This window comes from Methylovorus sp. SPW-M1 (genome assembly GCF_053848825.1).
In genome coordinates this window covers 2,404,070-2,429,211 of the sequence record NZ_CM132626.1, presented here as the reverse complement: position 1 = coordinate 2,429,211, position 25,142 = coordinate 2,404,070, and the positions used below count along the sequence as shown (strand labels likewise).

Annotated in this window: 25 protein-coding genes; 18 read left to right on the top strand and 7 right to left on the bottom strand. The window is 57.4% G+C overall.

All coding sequences use genetic code 11. The features are described 5' to 3' along the window. Positions 1-8: 8 nt before the first annotated feature. Both ACWWD9_RS11475 and ACWWD9_RS11470 read right to left on the bottom strand, forming a co-directional pair. Entirely contained in the window at positions 9-1,283 is a 1,275-nt protein-coding gene (locus ACWWD9_RS11475; RefSeq protein WP_455867089.1) for an HD-GYP domain-containing protein, read from the bottom strand. Beyond that, positions 1,280-4,234, bottom strand: coding sequence for an EAL domain-containing protein (locus ACWWD9_RS11470; RefSeq protein WP_455867088.1), 2,955 nt, complete (start codon positions 4,232-4,234; stop codon positions 1,280-1,282). Before ACWWD9_RS11470 ends, ACWWD9_RS11475 begins: the two co-directional genes overlap by 4 nt. 300 nt (positions 4,235-4,534) lie before the next feature. Between ACWWD9_RS11470 and clpB the strand changes: the two genes are divergently transcribed. Further along, a complete protein-coding gene (gene clpB / locus ACWWD9_RS11465; RefSeq protein WP_015829432.1) occupies positions 4,535-7,120 on the top strand; it encodes an ATP-dependent chaperone ClpB in 2,586 nt (861 codons plus the stop codon). A 105-nt stretch (positions 7,121-7,225) separates the two neighbouring features. On the opposite strand, the gene ACWWD9_RS11460 is transcribed toward clpB, so the two are convergent. Continuing rightward, on the bottom strand, positions 7,226-8,074 hold the full coding sequence (locus ACWWD9_RS11460) for an SDR family oxidoreductase (protein ID WP_455867087.1): 849 nt from the start codon (positions 8,072-8,074) through the stop codon (positions 7,226-7,228). A gap of 91 nt (positions 8,075-8,165) precedes the next feature. Here ACWWD9_RS11460 and ACWWD9_RS11455 point away from each other — a divergent pair, with 91 nt between their 5' ends. The 6 genes from ACWWD9_RS11455 (at position 8,166) to ACWWD9_RS11430 (ending at position 13,268) form a co-directional block, all read left to right on the top strand. Further along, positions 8,166-8,561 carry a winged helix-turn-helix transcriptional regulator gene (locus ACWWD9_RS11455; protein WP_455867086.1) on the top strand — a complete coding sequence of 132 codons (396 nt, stop codon included), beginning with the start codon at positions 8,166-8,168 and terminating at the stop codon, positions 8,559-8,561. 157 nt (positions 8,562-8,718) lie between these two features. After that, positions 8,719-9,681 (top strand): transglycosylase SLT domain-containing protein, encoded by a 963-nt coding sequence (locus tag ACWWD9_RS11450; RefSeq protein ID WP_455867085.1) that lies wholly within the window; start codon positions 8,719-8,721, stop codon positions 9,679-9,681. Between the two features lie 99 nt (positions 9,682-9,780). Then, positions 9,781-10,293 (top strand): hypothetical protein, encoded by a 513-nt coding sequence (locus ACWWD9_RS11445; RefSeq protein ID WP_159356468.1) that lies wholly within the window; start codon positions 9,781-9,783, stop codon positions 10,291-10,293. Between the two features lie 97 nt (positions 10,294-10,390). Next, positions 10,391-10,810: a secondary thiamine-phosphate synthase enzyme YjbQ gene (locus tag ACWWD9_RS11440; protein ID WP_455867084.1), complete on the top strand. Its 420-nt coding sequence runs from the start codon at positions 10,391-10,393 to the stop codon at positions 10,808-10,810. Further along, entirely contained in the window at positions 10,810-12,000 is a 1,191-nt protein-coding gene (locus ACWWD9_RS11435; protein ID WP_455867083.1) for an iron-containing alcohol dehydrogenase, read from the top strand. Before ACWWD9_RS11440 ends, ACWWD9_RS11435 begins: the two co-directional genes overlap by 1 nt. A gap of 56 nt (positions 12,001-12,056) precedes the next feature. Beyond that, entirely contained in the window at positions 12,057-13,268 is a 1,212-nt protein-coding gene (locus tag ACWWD9_RS11430; RefSeq protein ID WP_455867082.1) for a glycosyltransferase family 4 protein, read from the top strand. A gap of 29 nt (positions 13,269-13,297) precedes the next feature. On the opposite strand, the gene ACWWD9_RS11425 is transcribed toward ACWWD9_RS11430, so the two are convergent. Further along, the gene (locus ACWWD9_RS11425) at positions 13,298-14,563 is read right to left on the bottom strand and encodes a murein hydrolase activator EnvC family protein (RefSeq protein WP_455867081.1); all 1,266 of its coding nucleotides are present in this window, start codon (positions 14,561-14,563) and stop codon (positions 13,298-13,300) included. Then, positions 14,556-16,112, bottom strand: coding sequence for a 2,3-bisphosphoglycerate-independent phosphoglycerate mutase (gpmI, locus tag ACWWD9_RS11420; RefSeq protein WP_455867080.1), 1,557 nt, complete (start codon positions 16,110-16,112; stop codon positions 14,556-14,558). The genes ACWWD9_RS11425 and gpmI overlap by 8 nt, the downstream gene beginning before the upstream one ends. 218 nt (positions 16,113-16,330) lie before the next feature. On the opposite strand from gpmI, the gene ACWWD9_RS11415 reads away from it, so the two are divergent. From ACWWD9_RS11415 to ACWWD9_RS11395, 5 genes are all read left to right on the top strand, one after another. Continuing rightward, positions 16,331-16,735, top strand: a complete 405-nt coding sequence (locus ACWWD9_RS11415) for a rhodanese-like domain-containing protein (protein ID WP_013441382.1) — start codon at positions 16,331-16,333, stop codon at positions 16,733-16,735. A 3-nt stretch (positions 16,736-16,738) separates the two neighbouring features. Then, complete coding sequence (gene grxC / locus ACWWD9_RS11410) at positions 16,739-17,002, top strand: glutaredoxin 3 (protein WP_041361974.1); 264 nt, start codon at positions 16,739-16,741, stop codon at positions 17,000-17,002. Positions 17,003-17,101: 99 nt separating this feature from the next. Beyond that, a complete protein-coding gene (gene secB / locus ACWWD9_RS11405) occupies positions 17,102-17,584 on the top strand; it encodes a protein-export chaperone SecB (RefSeq protein ID WP_013441384.1) in 483 nt (160 codons plus the stop codon). Beyond that, on the top strand, positions 17,565-18,020 hold the full coding sequence (locus ACWWD9_RS11400) for an SH3 domain-containing protein (RefSeq protein ID WP_013441385.1): 456 nt from the start codon (positions 17,565-17,567) through the stop codon (positions 18,018-18,020). Before secB ends, ACWWD9_RS11400 begins: the two co-directional genes overlap by 20 nt. Beyond that, positions 18,020-19,009, top strand: coding sequence for an NAD(P)H-dependent glycerol-3-phosphate dehydrogenase (locus tag ACWWD9_RS11395; protein WP_013441386.1), 990 nt, complete (start codon positions 18,020-18,022; stop codon positions 19,007-19,009). Before ACWWD9_RS11400 ends, ACWWD9_RS11395 begins: the two co-directional genes overlap by 1 nt. Positions 19,010-19,103: 94 nt before the next feature. Here the strand turns inward: ACWWD9_RS11395 and trmL are convergent, their stop codons facing one another. After that, the gene (trmL, locus tag ACWWD9_RS11390) at positions 19,104-19,568 is read right to left on the bottom strand and encodes a tRNA (uridine(34)/cytosine(34)/5-carboxymethylaminomethyluridine(34)-2'-O)-methyltransferase TrmL (RefSeq protein ID WP_041362548.1); all 465 of its coding nucleotides are present in this window, start codon (positions 19,566-19,568) and stop codon (positions 19,104-19,106) included. 236 nt (positions 19,569-19,804) lie between these two features. Here trmL and ACWWD9_RS11385 point away from each other — a divergent pair, with 236 nt between their 5' ends. From ACWWD9_RS11385 to ACWWD9_RS11370, 4 genes are all read left to right on the top strand, one after another. Further along, complete coding sequence (locus tag ACWWD9_RS11385) at positions 19,805-20,164, top strand: hypothetical protein (RefSeq protein ID WP_013441388.1); 360 nt, start codon at positions 19,805-19,807, stop codon at positions 20,162-20,164. Positions 20,165-20,327: 163 nt separating this feature from the next. Further along, a complete protein-coding gene (locus ACWWD9_RS11380) occupies positions 20,328-20,570 on the top strand; it encodes a hypothetical protein (protein ID WP_013441389.1) in 243 nt (80 codons plus the stop codon). Positions 20,571-20,686: 116 nt separating this feature from the next. Then, complete coding sequence (locus ACWWD9_RS11375; RefSeq protein WP_013441390.1) at positions 20,687-21,406, top strand: carbonic anhydrase; 720 nt, start codon at positions 20,687-20,689, stop codon at positions 21,404-21,406. After that, the gene (locus ACWWD9_RS11370; protein WP_455867079.1) at positions 21,393-22,931 is read left to right on the top strand and encodes a SulP family inorganic anion transporter; all 1,539 of its coding nucleotides are present in this window, start codon (positions 21,393-21,395) and stop codon (positions 22,929-22,931) included. Before ACWWD9_RS11375 ends, ACWWD9_RS11370 begins: the two co-directional genes overlap by 14 nt. A 72-nt stretch (positions 22,932-23,003) precedes the next feature. On the opposite strand, the gene ACWWD9_RS11365 is transcribed toward ACWWD9_RS11370, so the two are convergent. Then, complete coding sequence (locus ACWWD9_RS11365; RefSeq protein ID WP_455867078.1) at positions 23,004-23,687, bottom strand: double zinc ribbon domain-containing protein; 684 nt, start codon at positions 23,685-23,687, stop codon at positions 23,004-23,006. A 66-nt stretch (positions 23,688-23,753) separates the two neighbouring features. Here ACWWD9_RS11365 and ACWWD9_RS11360 point away from each other — a divergent pair, with 66 nt between their 5' ends. Together ACWWD9_RS11360 and bioB are read left to right on the top strand one after the other, a co-directional pair. Further along, a complete protein-coding gene (locus ACWWD9_RS11360) occupies positions 23,754-24,155 on the top strand; it encodes a hypothetical protein (RefSeq protein WP_013441393.1) in 402 nt (133 codons plus the stop codon). Next, positions 24,148-25,140 carry a biotin synthase BioB gene (gene bioB, locus ACWWD9_RS11355; RefSeq protein WP_013441394.1) on the top strand — a complete coding sequence of 331 codons (993 nt, stop codon included), beginning with the start codon at positions 24,148-24,150 and terminating at the stop codon, positions 25,138-25,140. Before ACWWD9_RS11360 ends, bioB begins: the two co-directional genes overlap by 8 nt. Positions 25,141-25,142: the final 2 nt, after the last annotated feature.

The following is a 25,142-nucleotide window of genomic DNA, read 5'->3' as shown; positions in this document are numbered from 1 at the left end:
CGATCTGGTTAACCTGCGATCTGGTTATCCTTGCTGATGAAATAGCTCAGGCGCTTGCGCGGTTTGAGGAAGTGCATGGCATCCTCTGGCAGCTGCGAAGGCTTGAGGCAGAGGCTGATATTGATGCTGGGGTCGTCGCGCAGGTCGATCAGCTGGCTTTCCTCAGTCGATGAAGCCGGGTTATGCACCATGACAAAGGGGCGCAGCGGCTTGTCCATGTTGACCGACACCACAATGCCATGCAGGCCGGTGGAAAGCTGCACTACGCTGCCTGGCGGATAAACACCCAGGCATTTGATCAGGCGCTTCAGCAGGCTTTCATCGAACTTGCTGCGCTGGTGGGCAAACATATAGGCCAGCGCTTCATACGGGGTGAGGGCTTTGTTTGTCAGCGCCGGGTTGCACAAGTTGTCGTAGACATTGACGATGGCCAGCAGGCGCGCCAGCAGCGATATGTCGTTCATCTTCAGGCGCTTGGGATAGCCGCTGCCATCGGCATATTCGTGATGATGCAGGATCAGCTCGACTACTTCGGGAGACATGCCGCACTGTTTGGCAATGCGCGCGCCAATTTCACTGTGCTGCTCCATGAAGGATTGCTCGGCCTTGGTCAGCGGCTCGGTTTTCATCAGCAAGCGATTGGGAATCTCGATCTTGCCGATGTCATGAAATAGCGCAGCCAGGCCCAGGGTGCGAGCATGTTCTTCCGACATGTCCATGGATTTCGACAGCATCAGCGCCAGCGTCGTCACATTCAGCGGGTGGTTGAAATGCTCATCCCCCGAGCGGTTGCCGCTCATGGCATAAATCGCGATATCACTCTCGCCCAGCACCGAGTCCACCATGCCTTCTATCAAGGTGTTGGCCTGCTGCAGGGAGGTCTGGGTTTGCGTCAGGATATTGCGCGTCACCTGCTTGGCCACATTGGCGGCTGCCAGGAATTTCTTTTCGCTTTCATCCAGCGCATGTTGCAGTTCTTGCAGGCGCAAGCCCGGGTCTGGCTGATGCCTGTCATGGGAAACAGGCTCCACGGGTGGCTCCACCAGCGGCCCTCGCGGCGAGAGGATGGGCTCGGGCATGGGCAGTGGGTCGCAATCACTGCGGTTGGGGTCGTAACGCAGGCGTTTGAGGCCGACTTTCTTGATGGTGGCGATCTGCTCTTCATCCTTGAGCTTGAAATTGCTGAAGGTGAAGGGGTGGTCCATCCAGCCGAGATCCAGGTGGACATACAGCCCCACCCTCAGCTGGTTCACATCGATGAAATGATTTTGTTGCGGATTCATTTTTTATTGTTGAGTTGTTCTGCTCGCAAGAGCGCAGTGAATTCGCTGGCAGTGACGGGGCGGCTGTACAGATAGCCCTGACCCTGCTGGCACCCTATTTTCTTTAAAAAGCTCGCCTGTTGCCGTGTTTCTACTCCCTCGGCAATCACGGTAAAGCCCAGGCTCTGCGCCATGGCATTGATGGCGGTGGCAATGGCCGCGTCATCGCTGTTATTGGGCAGGTCGCGCACAAACGACTGGTCAATCTTGATCTTGTCCAGCGGCAAACGCTTGAGGTGGGAGAGCGACGAATAGCCCGTGCCAAAGTCGTCAATCGCCAGCCGCACCCCCAGATGCTTGATGCGATCAAACACATCAATCACATACTCCGTGTTGTGCATGACGGTGCTCTCGGTAATCTCCAACTCCAGCAGATGCGATTCGCAATCGGTTTCCACCAGAATGCCATACACGGTATCGGCAAAATTGCTGCGCTGTATCTGCACGCCGGATACATTGACCGACACCCAGTCGATATCAAAGCCCTGGTCGTGCCACTCTTTCACCTGCATGGCGGATTGCCGCAATACCCATTCGCCGATGGGGATGATTAGTCCGGTTTCTTCCGCCAGCGGGATGAACTTGGCGGGCGATACCACGCCCAGCTCCGGGTGTATCCAGCGGATCAGCGACTCGGCGCCGATAATGCGGCCGGTTTCCAGCGATACCTGGGCCTGGTAATACACTTCAAACTGATCCCGTGCCAGCGCGCGGCGCAGCTGGTTTTCCAGGGTAAAGCGTTCCACCGCGTTCTGGCTCAGGTCGGCGGAGTAGAAGCAATGGTTGTTCTTGCCCTTGTTCTTCACCTGATACATGGCGATGTCGGCCGCCTTGATCAGGCCATCCACATCCAGGCTGTCGTCCGGGTAGACCGAAATGCCGACGCTGGCGCTGATGAACAGCTCGCGGCCATCAATCAGGAATTCATTCTGCAGGCTGCTGATGATTTTCTTGGCGACCTTGGCGGCATCTTCGCGTTCGCGCAGCACATCCATCATGACAATAAACTCATCGCCGCCCAGCCGGGCGACCGCATCGCTGTCGCGCACCGCGGCGCGTATGCGTTGCGATACCTCAAACAGCAGCTTGTCACCCATCTGATGACCCAGGGTATCGTTGATCGCCTTGAAACGATCCAGATCCACAAACAGCAGCGCAATCTCGTTCTGCTCGCGCTCGGCATATTTGATGGCATGGTCCAGCAGCTCATGCATCAGGCGGCGGTTGGGCAGGCCGGTGAGCGGATCGCGATTCACCAGCTCATTGAGACGGCTTTGCGAATGCTTGATTTCACTGATGTCGGCAAACACGCCCACATAGTTGATCACCTTGCCTTCTTCATTGTTAACGGCGGTGAGCGTCACCCATTCGGCATATTGTTCGTTGTTCTTGCGCTGATTCCAGAATTCGCCGCGCCAGCGGCCTTCGCGCGTCAGGGCCTTCCATATCTCGCGGTGCGGTTCCGGTTTTTTCAGGTCGGCTTCCAGCACATTGGGGATATTCCCCAGCACATCATCCTCGGTATAGCCGGTGATGTCGGTAAAGCCCTGGTTGATGGCGATGGTGCGCAGTTCATCATCGGTGATGAAAATGCCTTCGGCCGTGCTTTCAAAGGCGATTTTGGCCTGGTGCAAGCGGTGGTCGGAAGATTCGCGCTGAATCGCCACGCCGAACGAGCGGCCGATGGACATCAGCGCCCCCAGCTCCTGCGAGGTGACGGTAGAGGCCGCATGATCGCGTTCTATCATGATCACGCCCCACCAGTGGGCATGCACAAAAATCGGGATGATGACGAAAGACTGGCTATCGTGGTTCAGCAGAAAGCGGCGTTCGTCAGGCGGGAAGTCATCAGCATTGCCAAAAATCGGGCTGCCCTGTTGCAGGATGTTGAGCCAGCGGCTGCAACCATCGCGCAGATAATCAATGCAGTGGTAGCCATCGCTCAGTGGCTTGAAGCCAGGCGCATTCCAGTGATGCAGCAGTTCGGAAATAGGTGCTTCGGCTTCGATATCGCTGCTGTTTTTCAGCAAGGCTGCCCGGCTGGCATGGGAAGCCAGCCCCAGCAGTTCCAGCACGCCGACGGCGACTTTTTGCCAGGATTCCGAGGAGTGCAGCAGCCAGTCGCAGGAGATCAGCGCATCGAGGATGGCGCTACGCTGTCGCAGCTGGCTCTCCACCTGCTTGCGGTCGGTGATGTCGCGCCCCAGGGTGACAATGCCATGGCGACTGCCGTCATCATGAAACAGCGGCACCTTGATCACATCCAGCACCCGGTCACCGCCGGGCAGCGGCACGGTTTCTTCTTCCCGCAGCAGCTGACCGGTTTCCCAGACATATTCATCCGCCGCCTGCCAGTGCTGCATGAAGTCACGCAGAATGGGGTGCGTGAGATCGGCCAGTTCGCGGTCGGTCTTGCCCTGGGTGTTGACGCCATTGAGATGCAGCAGTGAAAGTCCGCTGGTATTGGCATGCAGCCAGCGGCCCGCACCATCTTTCAGGCAGATGTAGTCGGGGCTGGCATCAATCAGCTTGCGCAGCAGATTGAGCATGCTGCGCAGCTCGTATTCGCTGGCAAAGCGTTCGGTGACATCCTGCATGTAAAGCACATAGTCGGCGCCTGCGGTCGCTGGCTCCAGCGTTGCGATCTGCACACAAAAACTTTTGAGCGCATTGCCCACGGCATGCTGCAGGGTGAATTTGAGATTGTTTTTCTGTAGCTCGGCCAGCACGCGCTGACCTATGCTGGCAGGAAGTTTGGCGCGCGACGGGGATTTGAGGCTGAGAATCTGGAGGGCGTATGGGCTGGCGTAGCGAATATGCAGCTTGGCATCAAAAGCAATAACAGCGACTCCATCCATGGCGTGGAGTAGCTGATGAATCAGATCGGACTCTGTCTGTGCGGTCAGTGCCATACCAGAGATACGTAAATCGAGATCATGACAGGCTGGCCCGCTGCACGGCGGCGCGTAATACAGACATACTTCTTCCCCCGGATTGGTCTAAGTTTGCTGCATGACATTCATTTTTAATCAAGCCGTTAAGGCCCTAAATGTCGAATTCTCATGAAGCTTATGGCGCTAAGTTACCACGAGGTCTGTCAGATGAAAACCTTTTATGCTTAAGGATATATCGGCCGGGTGCAGGTAAAACTTGAAATATGGAAAAACCCTCCCATCTATAGGGTATTCAAAATACATGACGAGGAGCAGGAAATGCGTATAGACAAGCTGACAACCAAATTTCAGCAAGCCCTGAGCGATGCGCAAAGTCTGGCTGTCGGCAACGATAATCCCAGCATAGAAGCACAACACTTGTTGGCAGCGCTGATCAATCAGGAAGATGGCGGCACCCTGTCGCTACTGTCCCGGGCGGGGGTCAATACCGGCAACCTGAAAGGCAGTTTGCAAAAAGCCATCGAGAGTTTGCCCAAGATGGAAGAAAGCACGGGTGAAGTGACCGTGTCGCGTGAGCTGAACAATCTCTTGAACCTGACCGACAAGCACGCGCAAAAACGCGGCGATGCCTATATTGCCAGTGAGATGTTTTTGCTGGCGCTGGCCGAGGACAAGGGTGACACCGGCAAACTGCTGAAACAGGCCGGACTCAATAAAAGCGCGCTGGAAGCGGCCATTAACGCCGTGCGCGGGGGTGATCAGGTGAATAGCCAGGAGTCGGAAGGCAATCGCGAGGCGCTGAAGAAATACACCATGGACCTGACCGAGCGTGCTCGCGCTGGCAAACTGGATCCTGTGATCGGGCGTGACGATGAAATCCGCCGCGCGATTCAGGTGCTGCAACGCCGTACCAAAAACAACCCGGTGCTGATCGGCGAACCTGGCGTGGGTAAAACCGCGATTGTGGAAGGCCTGGCACAGCGCATTGTGAATGGCGAGGTGCCGGAATCGCTGAAGAACAAGCGCGTGCTGTCGCTGGATATGGCGGCATTGCTGGCAGGGGCCAAATACCGCGGCGACTTTGAAGAGCGCCTGAAATCCGTGCTGAAAGAGCTGGCACAGGATGAAGGCCAGACCATCGTCTTTATTGATGAAATCCACACCATGGTTGGTGCGGGCAAGGCCGATGGCGCCATGGATGCCGGCAATATGCTGAAGCCTGCGCTGGCACGCGGTGAACTGCACTGCGTGGGCGCCACCACGCTGGATGAATATCGCCAGTACATAGAAAAAGATGCCGCGCTGGAACGTCGCTTCCAGAAAGTGCTGGTGGATGAGCCCAGTGTGGAAGCCACTATTGCCATCTTGCGCGGTTTGCAGGAGAAGTACGAGCTGCACCACGGCGTGGAGATTACCGACCCGGCGATTGTGGCGGCGGCTGAACTCTCGCAGCGCTACATCACCGACCGCTTTTTGCCAGACAAGGCGATTGACCTGATTGACGAAGCGGCCTCGCGCATCAAGATGGAAATCGACTCCAAGCCGGAAGTGATGGACAAGCTGGACCGTCGCTTGATTCAGCTCAAGATTGAGCGCGAAGCGGTGCGCAAGGAAAAGGACGAAGCCTCGCAAAAACGCTTTGATTTGATTGAGGACGAGATCAAGCGTCTGGAGCGCGAGTATGCCGATCTGGACGATATCTGGAAATCGGAAAAAGCCCAGGTGCAAGGCTCGGCCCATATCAAGGAAGCCATTGAAAAGCTGAAGCAGCAGATGGAAGAAGCCAAGCGCGAAGGCGACTGGCAGCGTGTGTCGGAAATGCAGTACGGCAAGTTGCCGCAGCTGGAAGCCCAGCTCAACAAGGCGGCGTCGGAAGAGTTGAATGGCGTGCCGGTGAAAAACCGATTGCTGCGCACCCAGGTGGGTGCCGAAGAAATTGCCGAGGTGGTGAGCCGCGCGACCGGGATCCCCGTGTCCAAGATGCTGCAGGGGGAACGCGACAAGTTGCTGACCATGGAAGACAAGCTGCACGAGCGCGTGGTCGGCCAGGATGAGGCCGTGCGACTGGTGGCCGATGCCATCCGCCGCTCGCGCTCTGGTTTGTCCGACCCGAACCGGCCTTATGGCTCATTCCTGTTCCTGGGCCCGACGGGTGTCGGCAAGACCGAGCTGTGCAAGGCGCTTGCCAATTTCCTGTTTGATTCGGAAGAGCATCTGGTGCGCATCGACATGAGCGAGTTCATGGAGAAGCATTCGGTATCGCGCCTGATAGGCGCTCCTCCCGGCTATGTGGGCTACGAAGAAGGTGGCACGCTGACCGAGGCGGTGCGGCGCAAACCTTATAGCGTGATCCTGCTGGATGAGGTGGAAAAGGCGCACCCGGATGTATTCAATGTGCTGCTGCAAGTGCTGGACGATGGTCGCCTGACCGATGGTCAGGGCCGTACGGTGGACTTCAAGAATACCGTCATCATCATGACCTCCAATCTGGGCAGCCAGATGATACAGAGCATGAGCGGCGACGATTATCAGGTGGTGAAGCTGGCAGTGATGGGCGAAGTCAAAACCCATTTCCGTCCGGAGTTCATCAACCGAATCGATGAGGTTGTTGTGTTCCACTCTCTGGGTGAAGCGCACGTGAAGTCGATTGCCGGCATCCAGTTGCAAAGCCTGGCAAAACGCCTGAATGCGATGGACATGCAGTTGGAAGTCACACCGTCTGCGTTGGCAGAGATTGCCGCTGCTGGCTTTGATCCGGTGTATGGCGCCCGTCCGCTCAAGCGGGCCATCCAGTCCGAGATTGAGAATCCGCTGGCGCGGGAAATCCTCAGTGGCAATTTTGCCGCCAAGGATACGATCAAGGTCGAGTACAAGGGTGGCAAGATGTTGTTCAGCAAGGCCTGAGTGCGATAAACCGTGGGTTTGTGACGGTGAGTTGAACCGCAGGCAGTAGAACGAAAAAAGCCGACATGACGTCGGCTTTTTTCATGGGCGCTATGTTCAGGCGAATTACAGCGCAGCAGCGATAGCAGTTGCCAGAGGCGTCGTTGGTCGGCCGATCAACTGGCTCAGCTGATGGCTATCATCAAACAACGCACCCTTGGAGGCACCCGTATCCGAATCTGCCAGCAGGTCGGCGAGAAAGTCGGGCAGTCCGGCATCCAGCAGCGCTTTGGCATAGTCGGCCTGCGGCAGGTTCTGATAGGCGATGGCCTTGCCTGAAAGGCGTGTCAGCTCGGCGGCAAATTCCGTCAGGGTATAAGCCGTGTCGCCTGCGAGTTCGTAAACCTTGCCAGCCTGGTTGGGTGTGCGTAATACAGCGGCGGCCGCTGCGGCGTAATCACTGCGCGTAGCCGAGGCGATTTTGCCGTCGCCTGCGCTGCCCAGCAGCACGCCGTATTGCAGCGCAGGTGGAATGCTGGCGGTGTAGTTTTCGGTATACCAGCCATTACGCAAAATCGCATATGGCAAGCCAGAGGCCTTGAGTGCCTGTTCGGTGGCCACATGCTCGGCGGCTAGGCCCAGCGGGGAAGTATCGGCGTGCAGCAGGCTGGTGTAGGCCAGCAGGCTGACATTGGCGCGCTTGGCGGCGGCAATCACATTCTGGTGTTGCGGCAGGCGTTGGCCGACTTCGCTGGATGAAATCAGCAAAATCTGGGTGGCACCGGCAAAGGCGGCATCCAGCGTTGCTGGTTGGGTATAGTCTGCCTGACGCACCACGACGCCGCGGGCGGCGAGGTCGGCCACCTTGGCGGGGGTGCGGACGGCGGCAATAATCTGGTTGGCAGGCACCGAGGTTAACAGCTCCTCAATAACCAGTCGGCCGAGTTGGCCGGAAGCTCCGGTAATCACGATCATGGTAAAACTCCTGTTGGCTTGAAATCAAAGAAAAGGCACAATAACAAACAAGCTAACTTTTAGTAAGTACTTACAGAAAGGTAAGTGTCAAATGGCGAATCAGGAAACACGACAGGACGAATCGCTTGCCGCATTGATGGAGCGTGGCAACGTGTTTGCCGCGCAATGCCCTTCGCGTGAGGTGTTGAAGCATGTCACCAGTCGCTGGGGTGTGCTGGTGCTGGTGGCCTTGCTGGGCGGTACGCATCGCTTCAGCGATTTGCGCCGCAAAATAGGCGGCGTCAGCGAGCGCATGCTGGCGCAAACCCTGCAATGGCTGGAGCAGGATGGCTTTGTGTTGCGCACCTCTTACCCGGTGGTGCCGCCGCATGTGGAATACAGCCTGACCCCGCTGGGCCAAGAGGTAGGCTTGCGGGTGGAAGCGCTGGCCGACTGGATACAGGAAAAATTGCCGAATATCCTGGCCGCACAACAAGCCGATGCATAGAGCGACGCCGGCCTTTATGCATGGCAATGGCGTAGAATGCTGCAAGCCTTGAGGCGCACTCAAGACTTGCGTTGGCAAGCCGTTCAAGTAGAGCATGCGGCGCATTGGTGTTGGCGGATGTACTGTTCAAATCATGATGGGGTAACGTAAATCAGGCATGGGTAAATTCCCGATGATCTTGGTGTGTATGCTCGTTTTCAGCAGCTTGCCCGCTGGCATCGCCATGGGCGCTGAAAGCGCGTCGTCTGCCAGCCAGACGCAGCAGGCGCGTGCAATGGACGACATTCTGGATAATGAGCCGCCCGTCATTCGCCAGCTGCTGCAGGATGCCAGCCGCCTTGAAACCAGTCTCGACGAGGTGGAGGGCGAGTGGCAAGCCGCCCGTCTGTATTGCCAGGCCTCGCGCATGGGCAGTGCCGAGGCGCAATATCGGCTCGGCATGCTGTATGCCTTTGGCAAGGGTGTGCCGCAGAGCCAGGCGCTGGGCGCCTCGCTATTCACTCTGGCATCGAGCCAGGGGCATTTTCAGGCGCAACGCATGCTGGAGACGATTGCACTTACCTCCAGTGAATTGCCTCCCTGTGTATTGGCCGATGTCGCGCCGGACAAAGCGCCGTTGGACAGTTACGCCGGCAGTGATGCCGCCCGGATTGAACAGCACATTGCCAGCCTGCCTGCCAACAAGCGCTGGCTGGTGGGCTTGGTGGATACCCTGGCGCGTTGGCATCAGGTGGACCCCAAGCTGATACTGTCGATTATTGCCGTGGAATCCAATTTCAAGCTGTCTGCCCGCTCTTCCAAGGAAGCCATGGGGCTGATGCAGCTGATTCCCGACACCGCAGAGCGCTTCAATGTGCGTAACGCTTACGATGCCAGCCAGAATATACGCGGCGGCATTGCCTACATGCGCTGGCTGCTGGCTTACTTCAAGGGCGATGTGCGCCTGGCGGTGGCTGGCTACAATGCGGGGGAGCGGGCGGTCGATCGCTATCGTGGCGTTCCGCCTTATGCTGAAACCCGTGCTTACGTAAAGCGCGTGATGGAGTTATACCCGCGCCTGCATCATCCCTATGACGAGCGCGTGGTGGACCCCACGCGCGTGATCATGAAGCAGGGTTAATATCGGCGCTGAAACATTTCACCAGCCCGTGCGTCGGCGATGAATTTTTGATTCGCCGGGCAGTCGAAACACCAATCACTAATTGTTCTGGAGATGAACGTGCAAACAATCAAACAGCTCTGGCTGGCCAGTATGTTAATGCTGCTGGCAGCGTGCGCTACCACCGGCCAGCAGGAACCGCAGGTCAAGCGGATTTCCCCCGAGGAGCTGGAACGCCTGATGCCGAAGCCGGTGCCGAATATCAGTCTGGAGGAGCTGGTGCAGCTCTCCAAAACCACCCCGCCTGATGAGCTGATCGCCAAAATCAAGGCCAGCAATTCGCAGTATGACCTTACACCCTCGCAGTCCGTGGAGCTGAGCAAGCAGGGCGTCAGCCCCAAGGTGCTGGACTACATTTACCAGACCCGCGAAGCAGCCTTGCGCGAAGGCTTTGCCGATGAAATCAACAAGCGTGAAAAAGCCAAGCGCGAAGAACAGGAACGTCTGCGCCGCGAATACCAGCTGCGCTATCAACCCTACTATGATCCCTGGTGGGGCTATAGCTACGGCCCCGGCCCCTACTGGCGGCGTCCTTTCTACGGCCCGAGTTTCCGGTACGGTTACGGCTGGTAATCCTTGCTAGCCGGACAGGATGAACACAGCGTAGCCGCATTGCCCTGTGTACGTCTTGTCCGGCTTATAATTCTGCTTGATCTCATGGGAGAAGCAGATGCAACAATCATCCACGCACATCACCGTGCGCACGCAGGGCAAGCGCCTGTATGACATCACTCCGCAAGTCACCGACTGGGTAGCCGATATTGGCCTGCAGTCCGGCTTGCTCACGCTTTATATTCAACACACCTCGGCCAGTATTCTGGTGAATGAAAATTACGACAGCGATGTGCTGGTGGACATGGAAGCCTTTTTTGCGCGACTGGTACCGGAGGGGGATCCCCTGTTCATCCATACCGCCGAAGGGCCGGATGACATGCCCGCCCACGTGCGCAGTGCGCTGACGCAGACCAGCATCTCCATTCCCATCCTCAACGGCGCGCTCGCGCTGGGCACCTGGCAAGGCATCTTTCTGTATGAGCATCGCCGCATGTCGCATACGCGCAAAGTGCTGTTGCACGCGATAGGCGAATAATGCAGATTCCCGCGTTCAATTTTGGCCAGATGCCGCGCATCGTGTTTGGTGCGGGCACCCGGCACCAATTGCCTGCCCTGGCGGCTGAGTTCGGCTCACGCATCCTCATCCTTACCGGTGCGCGCTCGTTTACCGCGAGCGATGATTGGCCGGTGCTGCAAACCGCATTGCGCCATGCCGGCTTGTCCTTTGAGCATGCCGTGGTTGATGGCGAGCCCTCGCCGCAACTGGCCGACGCGCTGGCAAGCCAATATCGTGCTGCAGGCATTGATGTCGTCATCGGTATAGGCGGCGGTAGCGTGCTGGATGCCGCCAAAGCGGTGGCGGGGTTGCTGCGCATCCCCAATAGCTTGATGGATTTTCTGGAAGGCGTCGGGCCGGAATTGCCTTATCCCGGCCCGGAAGTGCCGTTCATTGCCGTACCCACGACAGCAGGCACGGGATCGGAAGCCACCCGCAACGCCGTGCTCTCGCAACATGGCGAAGGTGGTTTCAAGAAGTCGTTCCGGCACGAGAGGCTGGTGGCGAACTATGCCGTGATAGACCCCGATCTGTTGGCGTCCTGCCCGCCTTCCCTGATCGCGGCCAATGGCATGGATGCCCTGACGCAATTGCTGGAGTCGTATGTTTCTACCCGTGCCAATCCCTTGACGGACGCTTTGGCCATGTCTGGCCTGCGCGCGGTGCGCGACAGCTTGCTGCCATGGTTTCGTGGCGAGGGCGATCTGGCGAGCCATCGCGGCAATATGGCGTATGCCGCCCTGTTATCCGGCATTACCCTGGCGCAGGTGGGGCTGGGTTCGGTGCATGGATTGGCGGCACCGCTAGGGGCATTTTTCCCGATGCCGCATGGTGTGGTTTGCGGCACGCTGGTGGCGGAGTGCACGCGCGTCAATATCGCCTGTTTGCAAGAGCGGGCTCCGGGCAGCGACTTTCTCTGGCGGTATGCCCATGTGGGTAAAGTGCTGGCGAATGATATGCGGCTTGCTGAGGCCGATGGCCTGCATGCCCTGGTCGAGCGGCTGGAATTCCTCACCCGTGAGATGGCATTGCCCGTGCTCTCCAGCATGGGCATGCAGGCATCGGATATTCCCCGCGTGGTGGCCAACTGTCGTGGCAGCAGCATGAAAACCAACCCCGTCGTGCTGAGCGATGACGAGGTGGCAGGTATTTTGCGGTCCCGCTTATAACATTCACTTCATCGTAACGTCATGCGTTTGTCATATGCCCCGGCAACCATGGCAGCATGGATGATCAAACAACAATAGTGCGTCCCGCCATCGGGCAAGCCCGGCGCCTGGTACTGGTCACGGAAACCTGGCCGCCGGAAATCAATGGTGTAGCCATGACCTTGTCGCGGCTGGTGCAGGGCATTTCAGACCTGGGCTGGCAGGTGCGGCTGGTGCGGCCGCGCCAGAAGTCGGATGGTGAAGATTCGGCTGGTCACATGCTGGTGCCCGGTTTGCCTATCCCTGGCTATAGCGGTTTGCGCTTTGGCATGCCCATGGTGGAAAAACTGCGCCAGGCCTGGAAAAAAGAGCGGCCAGATGTGGTGCATATTGCCACCGAAGGTCCGCTGGGCTGGGCCGCCCTCAAGGTGGCACGCAATATGGGTATCCCCGTCACCTCCAGTTTTCATACCAACTTTCATCGCTACTGCAAGCACTACGGCATGAGCTGGCTGCGTGGCGTGGTGACGCGTCATCTGCGTCAGTTTCACAATCAGTCGGCGCTGACCATGGTGCCGAACGACACCCTGCGCCAGATGCTGCTGCAGGAAAACTATCGCAATGTGGCGGTGCTGGGTCGCGGCGTGGATAGCAGTTTGTTTTCACCCGCCCGGCGCAGCGCGGCCTTGCGCGCCGAGTGGGGACTGGCGCCGGATGATCTGGCGGTGATCTATGTCGGTCGGCTGGCCGCGGAGAAGAATCTGGCGCTGGTGATCAAGGCATTTGATGCCATACAGAAAGTGAACCCGACCGCCCGCATGGTCTGGGTGGGCAGTGGCCCCGAGGCGCGCAAGCTGATGCGCCGCTATCCGCAGCATATTTTCTGCGGGGCAAAATCGGGCGAGGAACTGGCGGAACACTATGCCTCCGGCGATGTTTTCCTGTTCCCCAGCATGACCGAAACCTTTGGCAATGTCTTGACCGAAGCCATGGCCAGCGGCCTGGCGGTGGTGGCGTATGACTATGCTGCGGCTGAAATCTTCATACAGCCGGGTGTGAATGGCGTCAGGGTGCCATTTGGCGATAGCGCTGGGTTTATCCAGGCGGCGACGGCACTGGTGGCTGACCCTGCGTTAATGCGGCAATACGGCGGCGCGGCCGCGAGCGCGGTGGCGCAGTGTTCCTGGCAAAGTGTGTGCCGTTTGTTTGATGGGTATTTGCAGGCACAAATTCCTGCGCAGAATGTTCCGGATGACGTTGCCAGCCCCAGTCTGACGCCGCAGCTTTAAGCCGCCGGATGTGCATGGCTGGCGAGTGACTAGCGCACCACGCTCCAGCTTAAAGGATCAAACGGCTTGCTCTGGTAACGCAGTTCGAAGTACAAGCCGGAGGCCTCATTGCCTCCACTGTTGCCCACCGAGGCAATGGTATCCCCGCCCTTGACCGTGTCGCCCACCTGCTTCAGCAAGGCCTGATTGTTGCCATACAGGCTCATATAGCTATTGCCGTGGTCCACGATGATGAGATTGCCGAAGCCACGCAGCCAGTCGGCAAACACAACGCGGCCGCTGGCGACGGACTTCACTTCGCTACCTTCGGCCGATTTAATGAACAGGCCTTTCCACGAGACGCCGGTATCCTCACGCGAACTGCCGAAGCGGTTAGTGATGTCACCACGCACGGGCAGGTTCAGTTTGCCTTTGAGCGCGGCAAAATTACCGCCTTCAAACGCATTGGTCGGCAGGTCTTCATTGCGCGCGATCACTTGCGGCGATGAAGGGGTAGTAGCCTTGTCTGTGGCCGCAGGCTTCTGCGGTTTGCGTTTCGGTGGCATGGCGGCCAGGCGCGCCAGTTTTTCCACCAGCTGCGACAAGCGCTGCTCATCACGCTTCATTTTGTCGATCTGACCACGCTGACTGTTGATCTTGGCGGCCAGGCTCTGCAGCACCTTGTTGCGCTGATTTTTTTGCGCTTGCAGGGCTGCGCGTTCTGCTTCCTGGGAGGCTTTCAGTTCTGTCAGTTTTTGCAGGCTGGCAGCGGTTTCTTCATTCAGCCGGGTGAGTTTGTCCAGGTTGCGCTGCATGCCGGAAATCAGCTCGGCGCGGGCCTGGGCAACGTAGCGATAGTATTGCCATTGCCGCGCGGCCTCGGCCGGGTTTTCCTGTTGCAGAAAAAGCTGCGTGTATCCCGGCTGCCCGTGCAGGTATTGCTTGTAAAGCTGCGAGGAAAGCATGCGCTGCTGCTTTTGCAGCTCGCTGTCTACGCCATTTTGCTGCTGCTGCAGGGCTTGTAATTGCGTGCTCGTCTGCTGTTGCTGCTGTTGCAGCTCATACAGCTTGCGATTGGTATTGCTGATGGCCTGCTCGCTCTCTTTCAGCGCATCGCTGGCGTCGGCATGGGCTTCCTTGGTGTCGTCGAGTTCTTTTTTCAGCGATTCGATCTTGTCATGCAGCTCGCTCAGTTCGGCCTTGGATTTTTCCACCTTGGGCGCTGCCACGCTGATGCCTGGAGCCAGGCTGAGCGCGCACAGCAAGACGAGCCCGAGTGCAGATGCATCGGGCCACAAACGCAGGTGATCACGCATTCGTCGGGGCGGTGAAATGAACGAGGGGGTGCCCGGTCATTTCGGCGGGTTGCGGCAGGCCCATCATCTTGAGCAGGGTGGGTGCGATATCCGACAGCGCACCTGTGGCCGACATGGTAGCCTCGCGACCCACATACAGCAGAGGCACCAGATTGGTGGTGTGCTGCGTGTGTGGCTGGTGATTCGCATAGTCCTGCATCTGCTCGACATTGCCGTGGTCGGCGGTGACGATAACTTCGCCACCGATGGATTGCATGGCCTTGATCACGCGGGCAACGCAGGTGTCCAGCGTCTCCACCGCCTTGATGGCGGCATCCAGCTTGCCGCTGTGGCCTACCATGTCGCAATTGGCAAAGTTGCAGATAATCGCGCTGTACTGGCGGCTCAAGATAGCGGCTTCCAGTTTGTCGGTGACTTCAAACGCGCTCATTTCCGGTTGCAGGTCATAGGTGGCGACCTTGGGGGAAGGCACCAGAATGCGGTCTTCGCCGGGGAACACCAGTTCTTCGCCGCCATTGAAGAAGAAGGTGACGTGCGGGTATTTCTCGGTTTCGGCGATGCGCAGCTGGGTCAGGCCCTGGCTTGCCAGGTATTCGCCAAAGGTATTGCGTACTTCCATCGGTGGGAAGATGGGCACGGCACGCACTTCATTTTTGTCGTACATGGTCAGCGTGAAGTAGGCGCTGAATTGCGGAATGTGGTGACGCTCAAAACCATCGAATTCGGGGGAGAGCAGGGCGTGGGTCAGCTGACGCGCACGGTCTGAACGGAAGTTCATGAAGACCACCATGTCGCCATCTTCCATGCGCAAGGGCGCGCTACCGGGGGCGGTGATGGCGGTTGCTTTCACGAACTCGTCATTCTCGCCGCGCGCATAAGCGGCGCTCAGTGCTTCTTGCGGTGTGCTGGCGGTGAATTCGCCTATGCCTTCCGTCACCAGACGGTAGGCCGGAGCCACGCGCTCCCAGCGTTTGTCGCGGTCCATGGCGTAGTAGCGACCACATACCGAGGCGACTGTGCCTGCACCAATCTCGGCCAGTGCGGCTTCCAGTTTTTGCAGGTAGGGGCCGGCGCTGATGGGCGGCGTATCGCGGCCATCAAGGAAGGCATGCACGTAGATGCGGTCCAGCCCCTGTTGTGCTGCCATGCGCACCATGGCGTGGATATGATCCTGATGGCTGTGTACGCCGCCATCCGATAGCAGGCCAAAAATATGCAGGGCTTTGCCTTGCTGCTTGACCTGCTGTACGGCATTGACCAGGGCTGGCATGGTGTAAAACTCGCCGCTGGCAATGGCATTGTTGATGCGTTCAAATTCCTGGAACACCACGCGGCCTGCGCCAATGTTGAGGTGGCCGACTTCCGAGTTGCCCATCTGACCGTCTGGCAGGCCGACATAATGCTCGGAAGCATTGATCAGCGTGTGCGGATATTGGCTCCATAGCGCATCCCAGTTAGGGGTGTTGGCCTGGGCGATGGCGTTGTCCTTGATTTCTTCGCGATAACCAAAACCATCGAGTATGAGCAGTATTACCGGGGTGACCTTCATTGGGGATTGTTTTCCAGCTGATTGAACACGAGCCTTGTATTTTAGAGATTTTTTGCCAATAAATCTGCAAGTAAATGTCAGGCGCAGTCAGCCCTTGTTGCTGACGATGAGGTGGCGCTCTTGAAATTCCGCCGATTGGCAGCATAGTCATTCAATGTCATTGGGAATTCGGTACAATCGGCAGGCATTTTTCGGGCTATTCTTTTGAGGGCTTCACAGTGAAATTTCTGATCAATAACGCAATTTATATCGGCCTGGCCGTCGGCTCTGGCCTCATGCTGTTGTGGCCCATGCTGCGACGCGGCGCCAAGAGCGTCAGCCCCAGCGAGGCGGTACTGCTGATTAACCGTAACCAGGCCATCGTGCTGGATGTGCGCGACGATGCCGAATTTGCCGCCGGACATCTGCAGGATGCCCGCCACATTCCGCTGGCCAAGCTGGATGAACGGCTGGCAGAGCTGCAAAAGTTTCGCGAAAAACCGGTGATCGTGCATTGCCAGAGTGGGGTGCGGTCCAGCAAGGCAGCTGCCACGCTGCGTAAACATGAATTCACCCAGGTGTATGAACTGGATGGCGGCGTGAATGCCTGGACCCAGGCCAAGCTGCCTTTGGTAAAGGGGTAAGCCATGCCTAGAATCACTATGTATACCACTGCATATTGCCCCTACTGCATGCGTGCCGAGCAACTACTGGACGCCAAGGGCGTGACCGTGGAGAAGATTCGTGTGGACCTTGACCCGGCCGAGCGCGAGACCATGATGACACGCACCGGACGCCGGACAGTGCCACAGATTTATATCGACGATTTTCACGTCGGTGGCTTTGACGATTTGCGCGCCCTGGACCTCAAGGGCGGGCTCGATCCGTTGTTATTCAAAAACACGCCATAAGCAGTTAGAATGGCATGAGAGATGCGGGGCCTGCCCCGCTTTTTATTATTCATTAACGATAGGGACAAGGGAGCGCCTTTGCTCCCATTAGGAAACATCATGGCCGAAGAACAAGCAGTAGCCCAGGATCAAGACAATCAACCTGGTTTCAGCATTGAAAAAATCTACGTGAAGGATATCTCCCTCGAGATCCCTAACGCGCCGCAGGTATTCATTCAGCGCGAAGCCCCACAAGTGGGTATCGAGCTCAGCAACAGCGCCAGTGCTGTGGAAGATGGCATCTATCAGGTGCTGACCACCGTGACAGTGACCTCCAAGGTGGAAGACAAGACCGTATTCCTGATCGAAGTGGCACAAGCCGGTATTTTCCAGATTCGCAATGTTCCTCAAGAAAACCTGGAAATCATCCTGAGCGTGACTTGCCCGAACATTCTGTTCCCTTACCTGCGCGAAGCGGTTTCCGATATTTCCACTCGCGCTGGTTTCCCACCAGTACTGCTGAATCCGATTAACTTCGAAGCCCTGTACGCCCAACAAAAGCAGGAACAGGCTGCGCAAGCGAATGGTTCAACGACCCACTAAGGTTTTACTTTCCATTGCCATGATTCTGGCGTTGACGCCCTCGGTGGCTTCAGCGCTGGAATACCGTTCTGTCGCGGTTCCGCGCGCCATCCTCTACGATGCTCCTTCCGGTCAGGGTAAAAAGCTCTATGTCATCTGGCAGGGGTATCCGCTGGAGGTGATCGTCAACCTTGGTGACTGGATCAAGGTGCGCGATAACCGTGGCGGCCTCAATTGGATAGAAGCCAAGCAACTGGCGACCAAGCGTACCGTGATCGTGATTGCGACCCAGGCCTCCATTCAGCAATCTGCCGACGCCGCCTCGAGTGTGGTGGGAACGGTAGAAAAGGATGTAGTGCTGGATATGCTCGAAATGAGCGGCAACGGCTGGATCAAGGTGCGTCATCGTGACGGGCTGGTAGGGTATCTGCCCACAACCGCCGTCTGGGGATATTAATGAAAGTTACCGTATTGGGGGCGGGCGCCTGGGGAACGGCGCTTGCCATGCAAATCAGCATACAGCACCCCGTGGTGCTGTGGGCACATAATCCGGAGCACGTCTCCGGCATGAAGCGGGCGCGTGCCAATCCGCGCTATCTCGGCGATTTCAAGTTTAATGACAACCTGAGCATTGAAGGCGATCTTGGCCGTGCGGTAGCCCATTCTGATCTCGTGCTGTCTGTCGTGCCTACCGCAGCCTTTCGAACTACGCTGCAAGCCCTGAAAGCGCTTGATTGCAAGTTGCCGGTGGTGTGGGCCAACAAAGGCCTGGAACCGGAAACGGCCAAGCTGCCACACGAGGTGGCGATGGACGAACTGGGTCCGCAACATCCATGGGGTGCGCTTTCTGGCCCCAGCTTTGCTGCAGAGCTGGTGCGCGGCTTGCCAACCGCTGTGACGCTGGCGGCTAACGATGCCGATTTTGCTCGCGAAGCCGCGAGCGTCATGCACGGCGGCAGTTTTCGAGTGTATTCCAGCGATGACGTGGTGGGCGCATCCGTAGGTGGTGCCTTGAAAAACGTCATGGCGATTGCCGCAGGCATCAGTGATGGCATGGACTTTGGCAACAATGCCCGTGCTGCGCTCATCACCCGTGGCCTCGCCGAGATGACGCGTTTCGGCGTAAGCCTGGGTGCCAAAAAAGAAACGTTTATGGGCCTGGCCGGGGCTGGTGACCTGATACTGACCTGTACCGGCCAATATTCGCGTAACCGCGAAGTGGGCTTGCAACTGGCTTCAGGCCGCAAGCTGCCCGAGATTCTGCAAAGCCTGGGGCATGTGGCAGAAGGCGTGAACACCACGCGTGAAGTGGTACGACGTGCCAAGCTGATGGGCGTGGATATGCCTCTGACCGCTGAGGTTGATCAGGTGCTGTCGCATGGCAAATCGCCACGTGTCGCGGTGGAAAGCCTGCTGAGCCGGGAGCAGAAACCGGAGTCGGTTTGAGGCAGGGTCTGGCGAGATAAATCTTTGAATCAAAAAAACAGGCTGGCATTTCGCCAGCCTGTTTTTTTATGCAGATGACAAACCGCAAACGCGCTTAAACAGCGCCGGCAAAATCGTGTTGCCGCCAGGCCTCGTACAACAGCACCGCTGCGGAGTTGGATAAATTCAGGCTGCGGTTATTCGGCATCATGGGCAGGCGGACGCGGTGGTCCGGGGCGAATTGATCCCGTATTTCTTCCGGCAGCCCACGGGTTTCCGGCCCGAAGACAAACACATCGCCCTCCTGAAAGGCAATGGTACTATGACGCGTGCTGCCCTTGGTGGTCAACGCAAACATGCGGCGCCCCGCCAGCGCGGTGCAACAGGCCTCCCAATTCTCGTGCACCTGCATATTGGCATACTCATGATAGTCCAGGCCGGCCCGTTTCAATTGTTTGTCTTCCAGGCTGAAGCCCAGCGGTTTTACCAAGTGCAGGCGCGTGCCGGTATTGGCGCACAGGCGGATGATGTTGCCGGTATTGGGCGGGATTTCCGGTTGATAAAGCACGATGTCGAACATGATGAGTACCGCTGAACAGATGGCCTGCATTTTACATGAGCATGCAAACTCAGCGGGTCGATGACATGCAGATAGACAGGAATGAAATTTTTGTCATAAAATTGTCATAATTCTGAAACATTTTGAATCGTGTGCTGTCCTATCGGCAAGATGAAATTCATGGTGCGCCGTTGCTGGTGTTCCCGTAATAATGGAAGAGAGATACACCTGATACCCATGTGGTTAATGTAGTGCTTATGCAGAAAATAACCTCCTTACTCAAGCCATTTGCTGTGCTGTTGCTGATCTGCCTTCTGTTCCAGGCATTCGTCAGCGGCCAGCCCATGGTCGATATCGATCAGGCCAGAGGCGACGCACAGCCCGCTGTGGTAATGGCGCTGTCCGAGTTGCCGGATCAGCAGGATGTGCTGCCTGATCCTGAGCTTGATGATGAGATCAAACAGAAAAGCACCTTCTCCGAACTGGATGTGGATCATCTGTCCTCGCTCTATCTGGCGCAGGATACTTCACGCCATCTTTTAGTCAGTCCTCTCAGCTTTTCCTACGCCGACATTCTCGCCGGTCTCTATCGCCCTCCCCAGGCGATCATTTCCTAAGGTAATTCCCGAATTCCGGATGGTGCGCAAGCACTGACCGGATACCCAGCGCATCCTCTGGATGCCTTTCTGGACGGCTTCGTCCGTCTGTCTCAACCACAATATGTGTGCATCCACGGCTGCTTGTGGCAGCGGTGTACTTGCACTCAGGAGGAGTTTTTGCATGAAAAAAATACATTCATTATCCGTGGCCGCTATCTGTGCCCTGTCCGTGGCGGCGTTTTCGCTACCAGCTCAGGCGGGGCAGAGCGAAGAGCAGCGCTACATCATACGCAAGGCGATTGAAGCCAAGCAGGAAAAGGCGCGCCAGGCTGCGCAGCTGAAACGGGAAGAGATGCAGAAGCAGGCAGGGGAGTGTGTACGCCCTGAACAAAGCCAGGCTGACGCACCGACCAACGCCAGCTAGCCGTCCCTCTCCCGACGGGTTCGCCCGTCGGGGAATGCAATGCCTGCGCAAGGGTAACGGCCTTACGGTTTCACACCGTTGCGCAGGGTTTTCATCACTTATTTAGGATCAAGCAAATGTACAAACATCCCCTGATCGATCGCGACAAAATCACACCTACGGCTGCCCTCGATTACCTGATCGAGGGCAACCAGCGGTTTACCAACAATATCTCCAGCAACAAGGATTTGCTGCAGGTCGCTAATATCACCAAGGACCAGCAGCATCCTTTGGCTGCCATATTGAGTTGCAGTGATTCACGTACTTCCACAGAACTGATTTTTGACCAGAATCTGGGCGATATTTTCAGTGTGCGCCTGGCAGGCAATATTGCCTCCAACAAGGCCATCGGCAGTCTGGAATATGCCTGCCAGTATCTGGGCGCCAAGGTCGTGGTAGTGCTGGGACACACCAAGTGCGGGGCGGTGAAGGCGGCCTGTGATCACTTCAGCGGCGGTCACATTGGCGAAATCACATCCCTCATTAAGCATGCGGTGGATGGAGAAAAAGAGTGCCGCGAGCATCGGCATTCTGGCAATCCCGAGTTTGTAGACAGGGTATGCGAGCTGAATATTGCCTTGCAGATGGTGCGTATCCTGCATGGCAGCGAGATGCTGCTCAATATGCTGCGAGAACAGCGCATCGGCCTGGTCGGCGGCATGTATGACTTGGAGACGGCCATGGTGGCTTTTCCGGAACAGTATCGCTGGTTCAACCTGCCCGATGCCCTGAAACAGGTGGCGTTTGACGATCTCATGCGCATCAGCGCCGGAGGAGTCCTGCATGCAGCGGCTTGATCGGCAGATTCTTGGCAAAGACATGCTGGCATCGCTGGTGGTGTTCCTGGTGGCGCTGCCCTTGTGCATGGGGGTGGCGATTGCCTCGGGCATGCCGCCCACGGCCGGCATCGTCACCGGCATCATCGGGGGCATCATTGTTGGTGCCTTGTCTGGCTCGCCGCTTACGGTGAGCGGCCCGGCCGCCGGGCTGGTGGTGCTGGTGGCGGATATGCTGCAACGCTTCGGACTGGCCATGCTGGCCTTGATCATCCTGCTGGCCGGGGTGGTGCAGATCCTGGCAGGCGCCTTGCGCATGGGCGTCTGGTTCCGGGCGATTTCCCCTGCGGTGATCCATGGCATGCTGGCAGGTATTGGTATTCTCATTATCGGCTCGCAATTTCACATCATGCTGGACCGCTCGCCGCTCAACAGTGGTGTCGCCAATCTGATGGATATTCCGAACGCCATGGTGGAAACCCTGAGTCATCACGGGGGCAACCTGCCTGCGGCCTTTATCGGGCTGCTGACCATTGCCGCTATTGTGCTGTGGACGCGTTATGCCCCGCCACGATGGCGTGTGATCCCCGGTGCCCTGGTCGGGGTGGTACTGGCGGTGCTGGTGGCGAATGTGGGCGGCCTTGAGATCAAATATCTGGTCGATCTTTTTGCCGAGCCCGCACAGCTTGGCAGCCTGTTCCAGATTGCCCTGCCAGATTGGGCAACCTTGCGCGAAGGCCTCAATGGCGGCTTGCTGCTTGCGGTGATTTCACTGGCATTCATCGCCAGTGCCGAGACCCTGCTCTCTGTCAGCGCGGTGGACAAGATGCACAGTGGCCCACGCGCCCGCTACGATAAAGAGCTGATGGCGCAAGGCTTGGGCAATTCACTCTGCGGTTTGCTGGGAGCATTGCCCCTGACGGGCGTTATCGTGCGCTCCACCGCCAATATCCAGGCTGGAGCTGCAACACGCACGTCCACCATCCTGCATGGCCTCTGGCTGCTGCTGTTCGTGGGGGCGTTCCTGTTCACGTTCAACTATATCCCCGTTGCCACGCTCGCGGCCGTGCTGGTGTATACCGGCTACAAGCTGGCATATCCTAAGGTGGTAAAGGAACTGGCCCAGTACGGCAAAACCGAAGTAGCCATTTATGCCATTACCATCCTGAGCATCGTGTTCTTTGATCTGTTGACCGGGGTGGTGGTTGGGCTGGCCTTGTCGCTGATCAAGCTGATCTACATCTTTACTCATCTGGCGGTCTGGGTTGAGGAGGAAGCCCATGGGCGCAAAACTACCGTGCATCTGCAGGGCTCGGCCACATTCCTGGCGCTGCCCAAGCTGGCCAATGTGCTGGAATGCCTGGATTACGGGCGTGAAGTCATTATTGAGTTTGATGATCTGGAGTATATGGATCATGCCTGCATCGAGCTGATTGATGACTGGCAAAAGCAGTATCTGGGTACTGGTGGCCGCGTGCACATCGACTGGGATACGCTCATCAGCAAATACCACGACAAGTTCAATCGCCGGGCCTTGCCTGCCTGAGGTTGCTGCTTTGCTTTGTGCTGCGTCTTTTTGCAAGCTGCCGGGCTTGTGGCGGGGCGCAGCTTTTTTCCACTATCGCGGCAGTGTGCGCGCTATCACCCAGCACTCCACTTCGGCTGCACCTGCTTTTTTAATGGCTTTGGCCAGTGCTTGCAGGCTGGCGCCAGTCGTCATCACGTCATCCAATAGCACCACGCGCTCACCAGCCAGCGAAGCATGGCAGGCAAACGCGCCTTTCATGTTGCTGGCGCGCGCTTTCAGCGGCAGGCTGGCTTGTGGCGGCGTTAACTTGATGCGTTCGCAGCTGCTGTAATCCAGCGCTATATCCAATGTCTTGCTGATAACGCGGGCGACTTCCAGTGATTGGTTGTAGCCACGTTCCCGCAGGCGTAGCGGGTGCAGCGGCATGGGGATCAGGCGGTCAGGTCGTGGTCGCGCGCTCACTGACTCAGCCAGCAGATGGCCAAATACCCTGGCCATATGCAGCATGTCGCGGTATTTGTAGCCTTGCAGCATGGCGTCCAGCGGAAAGTCGTAGCGGAGCAGGGCATGGGTATGGTCGAACGCCGGTGGCGAGGTCAGGCAATGGCCGCACAGCAAGCCCTGACTGGAGGGCAGAGCGCATTGCGGACAGCAGGGAGCCTTGTGCCAGGGCAGGTCCTGTTGGCAGGACGCGCACAATCCCAGATCACCGCCGTCGGCTGCGGTGCACAACAAACACTCCTGCGTCAGAATCTGACTAAAAAATGAGCACATGTTTTAAAGGTGACTGACATTTAATCGACAAGTATAATGGCGGACACGACATAGCGAGGTGCATACATGGCTACCAAAGTGATTACCGTCAAGCAGCAGATTCGGGCTGCGCAGATGTTTACCTTCTTCTCCATCATCGCGGTGCTTTTGTTGCCAGCGATTATCCCGATGCTGTTGTGGCTGGCGGCTTCCATCTTTGTATATGCGGCGGCGGCCAATCATCCCAATCCCAAGATCTGTGATTACATCCGTTTCTCCGGGTACCGCTTTTACGGCGTGGTCGGCACGCTGGTCGTGATTCTGAATTTTAGTCCCCAACTGGCGAAAATGGCAGGCGGCTGGCCACATTTGATGGGGTTTATCTGGTTGGGATGTTTCCTGGTGGTGGTGCCTTTGGGCGTGCGGGATTTGTTGCGCGCGAAGAATGATTCCTGGCAAGAAATGAATGTAGAGGTAGACAATGCTTGAAGTTGCAGTGGATGCGAACAGCATCAAGAAAAACACACCGGTCGTCGAGGCTGAAAAACGCTGGACGGTCGCCCAGATTGTCGAGCTGTTTGAAATGCCCTTCAGTGATCTGATTCACAGGGCACAAACCGTGCACCGCCAGAATTTTGACCCGAATGCCGTGCAAGTCAGCACGCTGCTGTCGATCAAGACCGGTGGCTGTTCTGAAGATTGCGGCTACTGTCCGCAAGCGGCCCGCTACCATACTGATGTTGAAAACGAACCTCTGATGGCGCTGGACGCCGTGCTGGAAGCCGCCAAGGCCGCCAAGGAAAATGGCGCTAGCCGTTTCTGCATGGGCGCGGCCTGGCGCAGTCCCAAGCAGCGTGACCTTGAGCCTGTGCTCAAGATGATCGCCGAAGTGAAAGCCATGGGTCTGGAAACCTGCGCTACCCTGGGCATGCTCAAGGACGGCCAGGCCGAACAGCTGAAAGATGCCGGTCTGGATTACTACAACCACAATCTGGATACCGCGCCCGAGTTTTATGGCGATGTGATCACCACTCGTACCTATCAAGACCGGCTGGACACGCTGGACCGCGTGCGCGATGCCGATATCAATGTCTGCTGCGGCGGCATTATCGGCATGGGCGAAAGCCGCGTGCAGCGCGCCGGTTTACTGGCACAGCTGGCCAATATGGAGCGCCCACCGGAAAGCGTGCCGATCAACCTGCTGACCCAGGTTGAAGGTACCCCGCTGCATGGCACCGATGAGCTCGATCCATTCGAGTTTGTGCGCACCATCGCCGCTGCCCGCATCACCATGCCTGGCAGTTATGTCCGTTTGTCTGCAGGCCGTCAAAGCATGCATGAGGGTATCCAGGCGCTGTGCTTTATTGCGGGTGCCAATTCCATTTTCTACGGCGAAAAGTTGCTGACGACCGGTAATCCTGAAGCCGAGGCCGATCGCGCACTGTTCGCCAAGCTGGGCCTGCATCCCGCCTGATC

Coding starts and splice junctions, on each gene's coding strand:
- ACWWD9_RS11475 (WP_455867089.1), bottom strand. CDS start 1,283: ATGAATCCGCAACAAAATCATTTCATCGATGTGAACCAGCTGAGGGTG.
- ACWWD9_RS11470 (WP_455867088.1), bottom strand. CDS start 4,234: ATGGCACTGACCGCACAGACAGAGTCCGATCTGATTCATCAGCTACTC.
- clpB (WP_015829432.1), top strand. CDS start 4,535: ATGCGTATAGACAAGCTGACAACCAAATTTCAGCAAGCCCTGAGCGAT.
- ACWWD9_RS11460 (WP_455867087.1), bottom strand. CDS start 8,074: ATGATCGTGATTACCGGAGCTTCCGGCCAACTCGGCCGACTGGTTATT.
- ACWWD9_RS11455 (WP_455867086.1), top strand. CDS start 8,166: ATGGCGAATCAGGAAACACGACAGGACGAATCGCTTGCCGCATTGATG.
- ACWWD9_RS11450 (WP_455867085.1), top strand. CDS start 8,719: ATGGGTAAATTCCCGATGATCTTGGTGTGTATGCTCGTTTTCAGCAGC.
- ACWWD9_RS11440 (WP_455867084.1), top strand. CDS start 10,391: ATGCAACAATCATCCACGCACATCACCGTGCGCACGCAGGGCAAGCGC.
- ACWWD9_RS11435 (WP_455867083.1), top strand. CDS start 10,810: ATGCAGATTCCCGCGTTCAATTTTGGCCAGATGCCGCGCATCGTGTTT.
- ACWWD9_RS11430 (WP_455867082.1), top strand. CDS start 12,057: ATGGATGATCAAACAACAATAGTGCGTCCCGCCATCGGGCAAGCCCGG.
- ACWWD9_RS11425 (WP_455867081.1), bottom strand. CDS start 14,563: ATGCGTGATCACCTGCGTTTGTGGCCCGATGCATCTGCACTCGGGCTC.
- gpmI (WP_455867080.1), bottom strand. CDS start 16,112: ATGAAGGTCACCCCGGTAATACTGCTCATACTCGATGGTTTTGGTTAT.
- grxC (WP_041361974.1), top strand. CDS start 16,739: ATGCCTAGAATCACTATGTATACCACTGCATATTGCCCCTACTGCATG.
- secB (WP_013441384.1), top strand. CDS start 17,102: ATGGCCGAAGAACAAGCAGTAGCCCAGGATCAAGACAATCAACCTGGT.
- ACWWD9_RS11400 (WP_013441385.1), top strand. CDS start 17,565: ATGGTTCAACGACCCACTAAGGTTTTACTTTCCATTGCCATGATTCTG.
- ACWWD9_RS11395 (WP_013441386.1), top strand. CDS start 18,020: ATGAAAGTTACCGTATTGGGGGCGGGCGCCTGGGGAACGGCGCTTGCC.
- trmL (WP_041362548.1), bottom strand. CDS start 19,568: ATGTTCGACATCGTGCTTTATCAACCGGAAATCCCGCCCAATACCGGC.
- ACWWD9_RS11385 (WP_013441388.1), top strand. CDS start 19,805: ATGCAGAAAATAACCTCCTTACTCAAGCCATTTGCTGTGCTGTTGCTG.
- ACWWD9_RS11380 (WP_013441389.1), top strand. CDS start 20,328: ATGAAAAAAATACATTCATTATCCGTGGCCGCTATCTGTGCCCTGTCC.
- ACWWD9_RS11375 (WP_013441390.1), top strand. CDS start 20,687: ATGTACAAACATCCCCTGATCGATCGCGACAAAATCACACCTACGGCT.
- ACWWD9_RS11370 (WP_455867079.1), top strand. CDS start 21,393: ATGCAGCGGCTTGATCGGCAGATTCTTGGCAAAGACATGCTGGCATCG.
- ACWWD9_RS11365 (WP_455867078.1), bottom strand. CDS start 23,687: ATGTGCTCATTTTTTAGTCAGATTCTGACGCAGGAGTGTTTGTTGTGC.
- ACWWD9_RS11360 (WP_013441393.1), top strand. CDS start 23,754: ATGGCTACCAAAGTGATTACCGTCAAGCAGCAGATTCGGGCTGCGCAG.
- bioB (WP_013441394.1), top strand. CDS start 24,148: ATGCTTGAAGTTGCAGTGGATGCGAACAGCATCAAGAAAAACACACCG.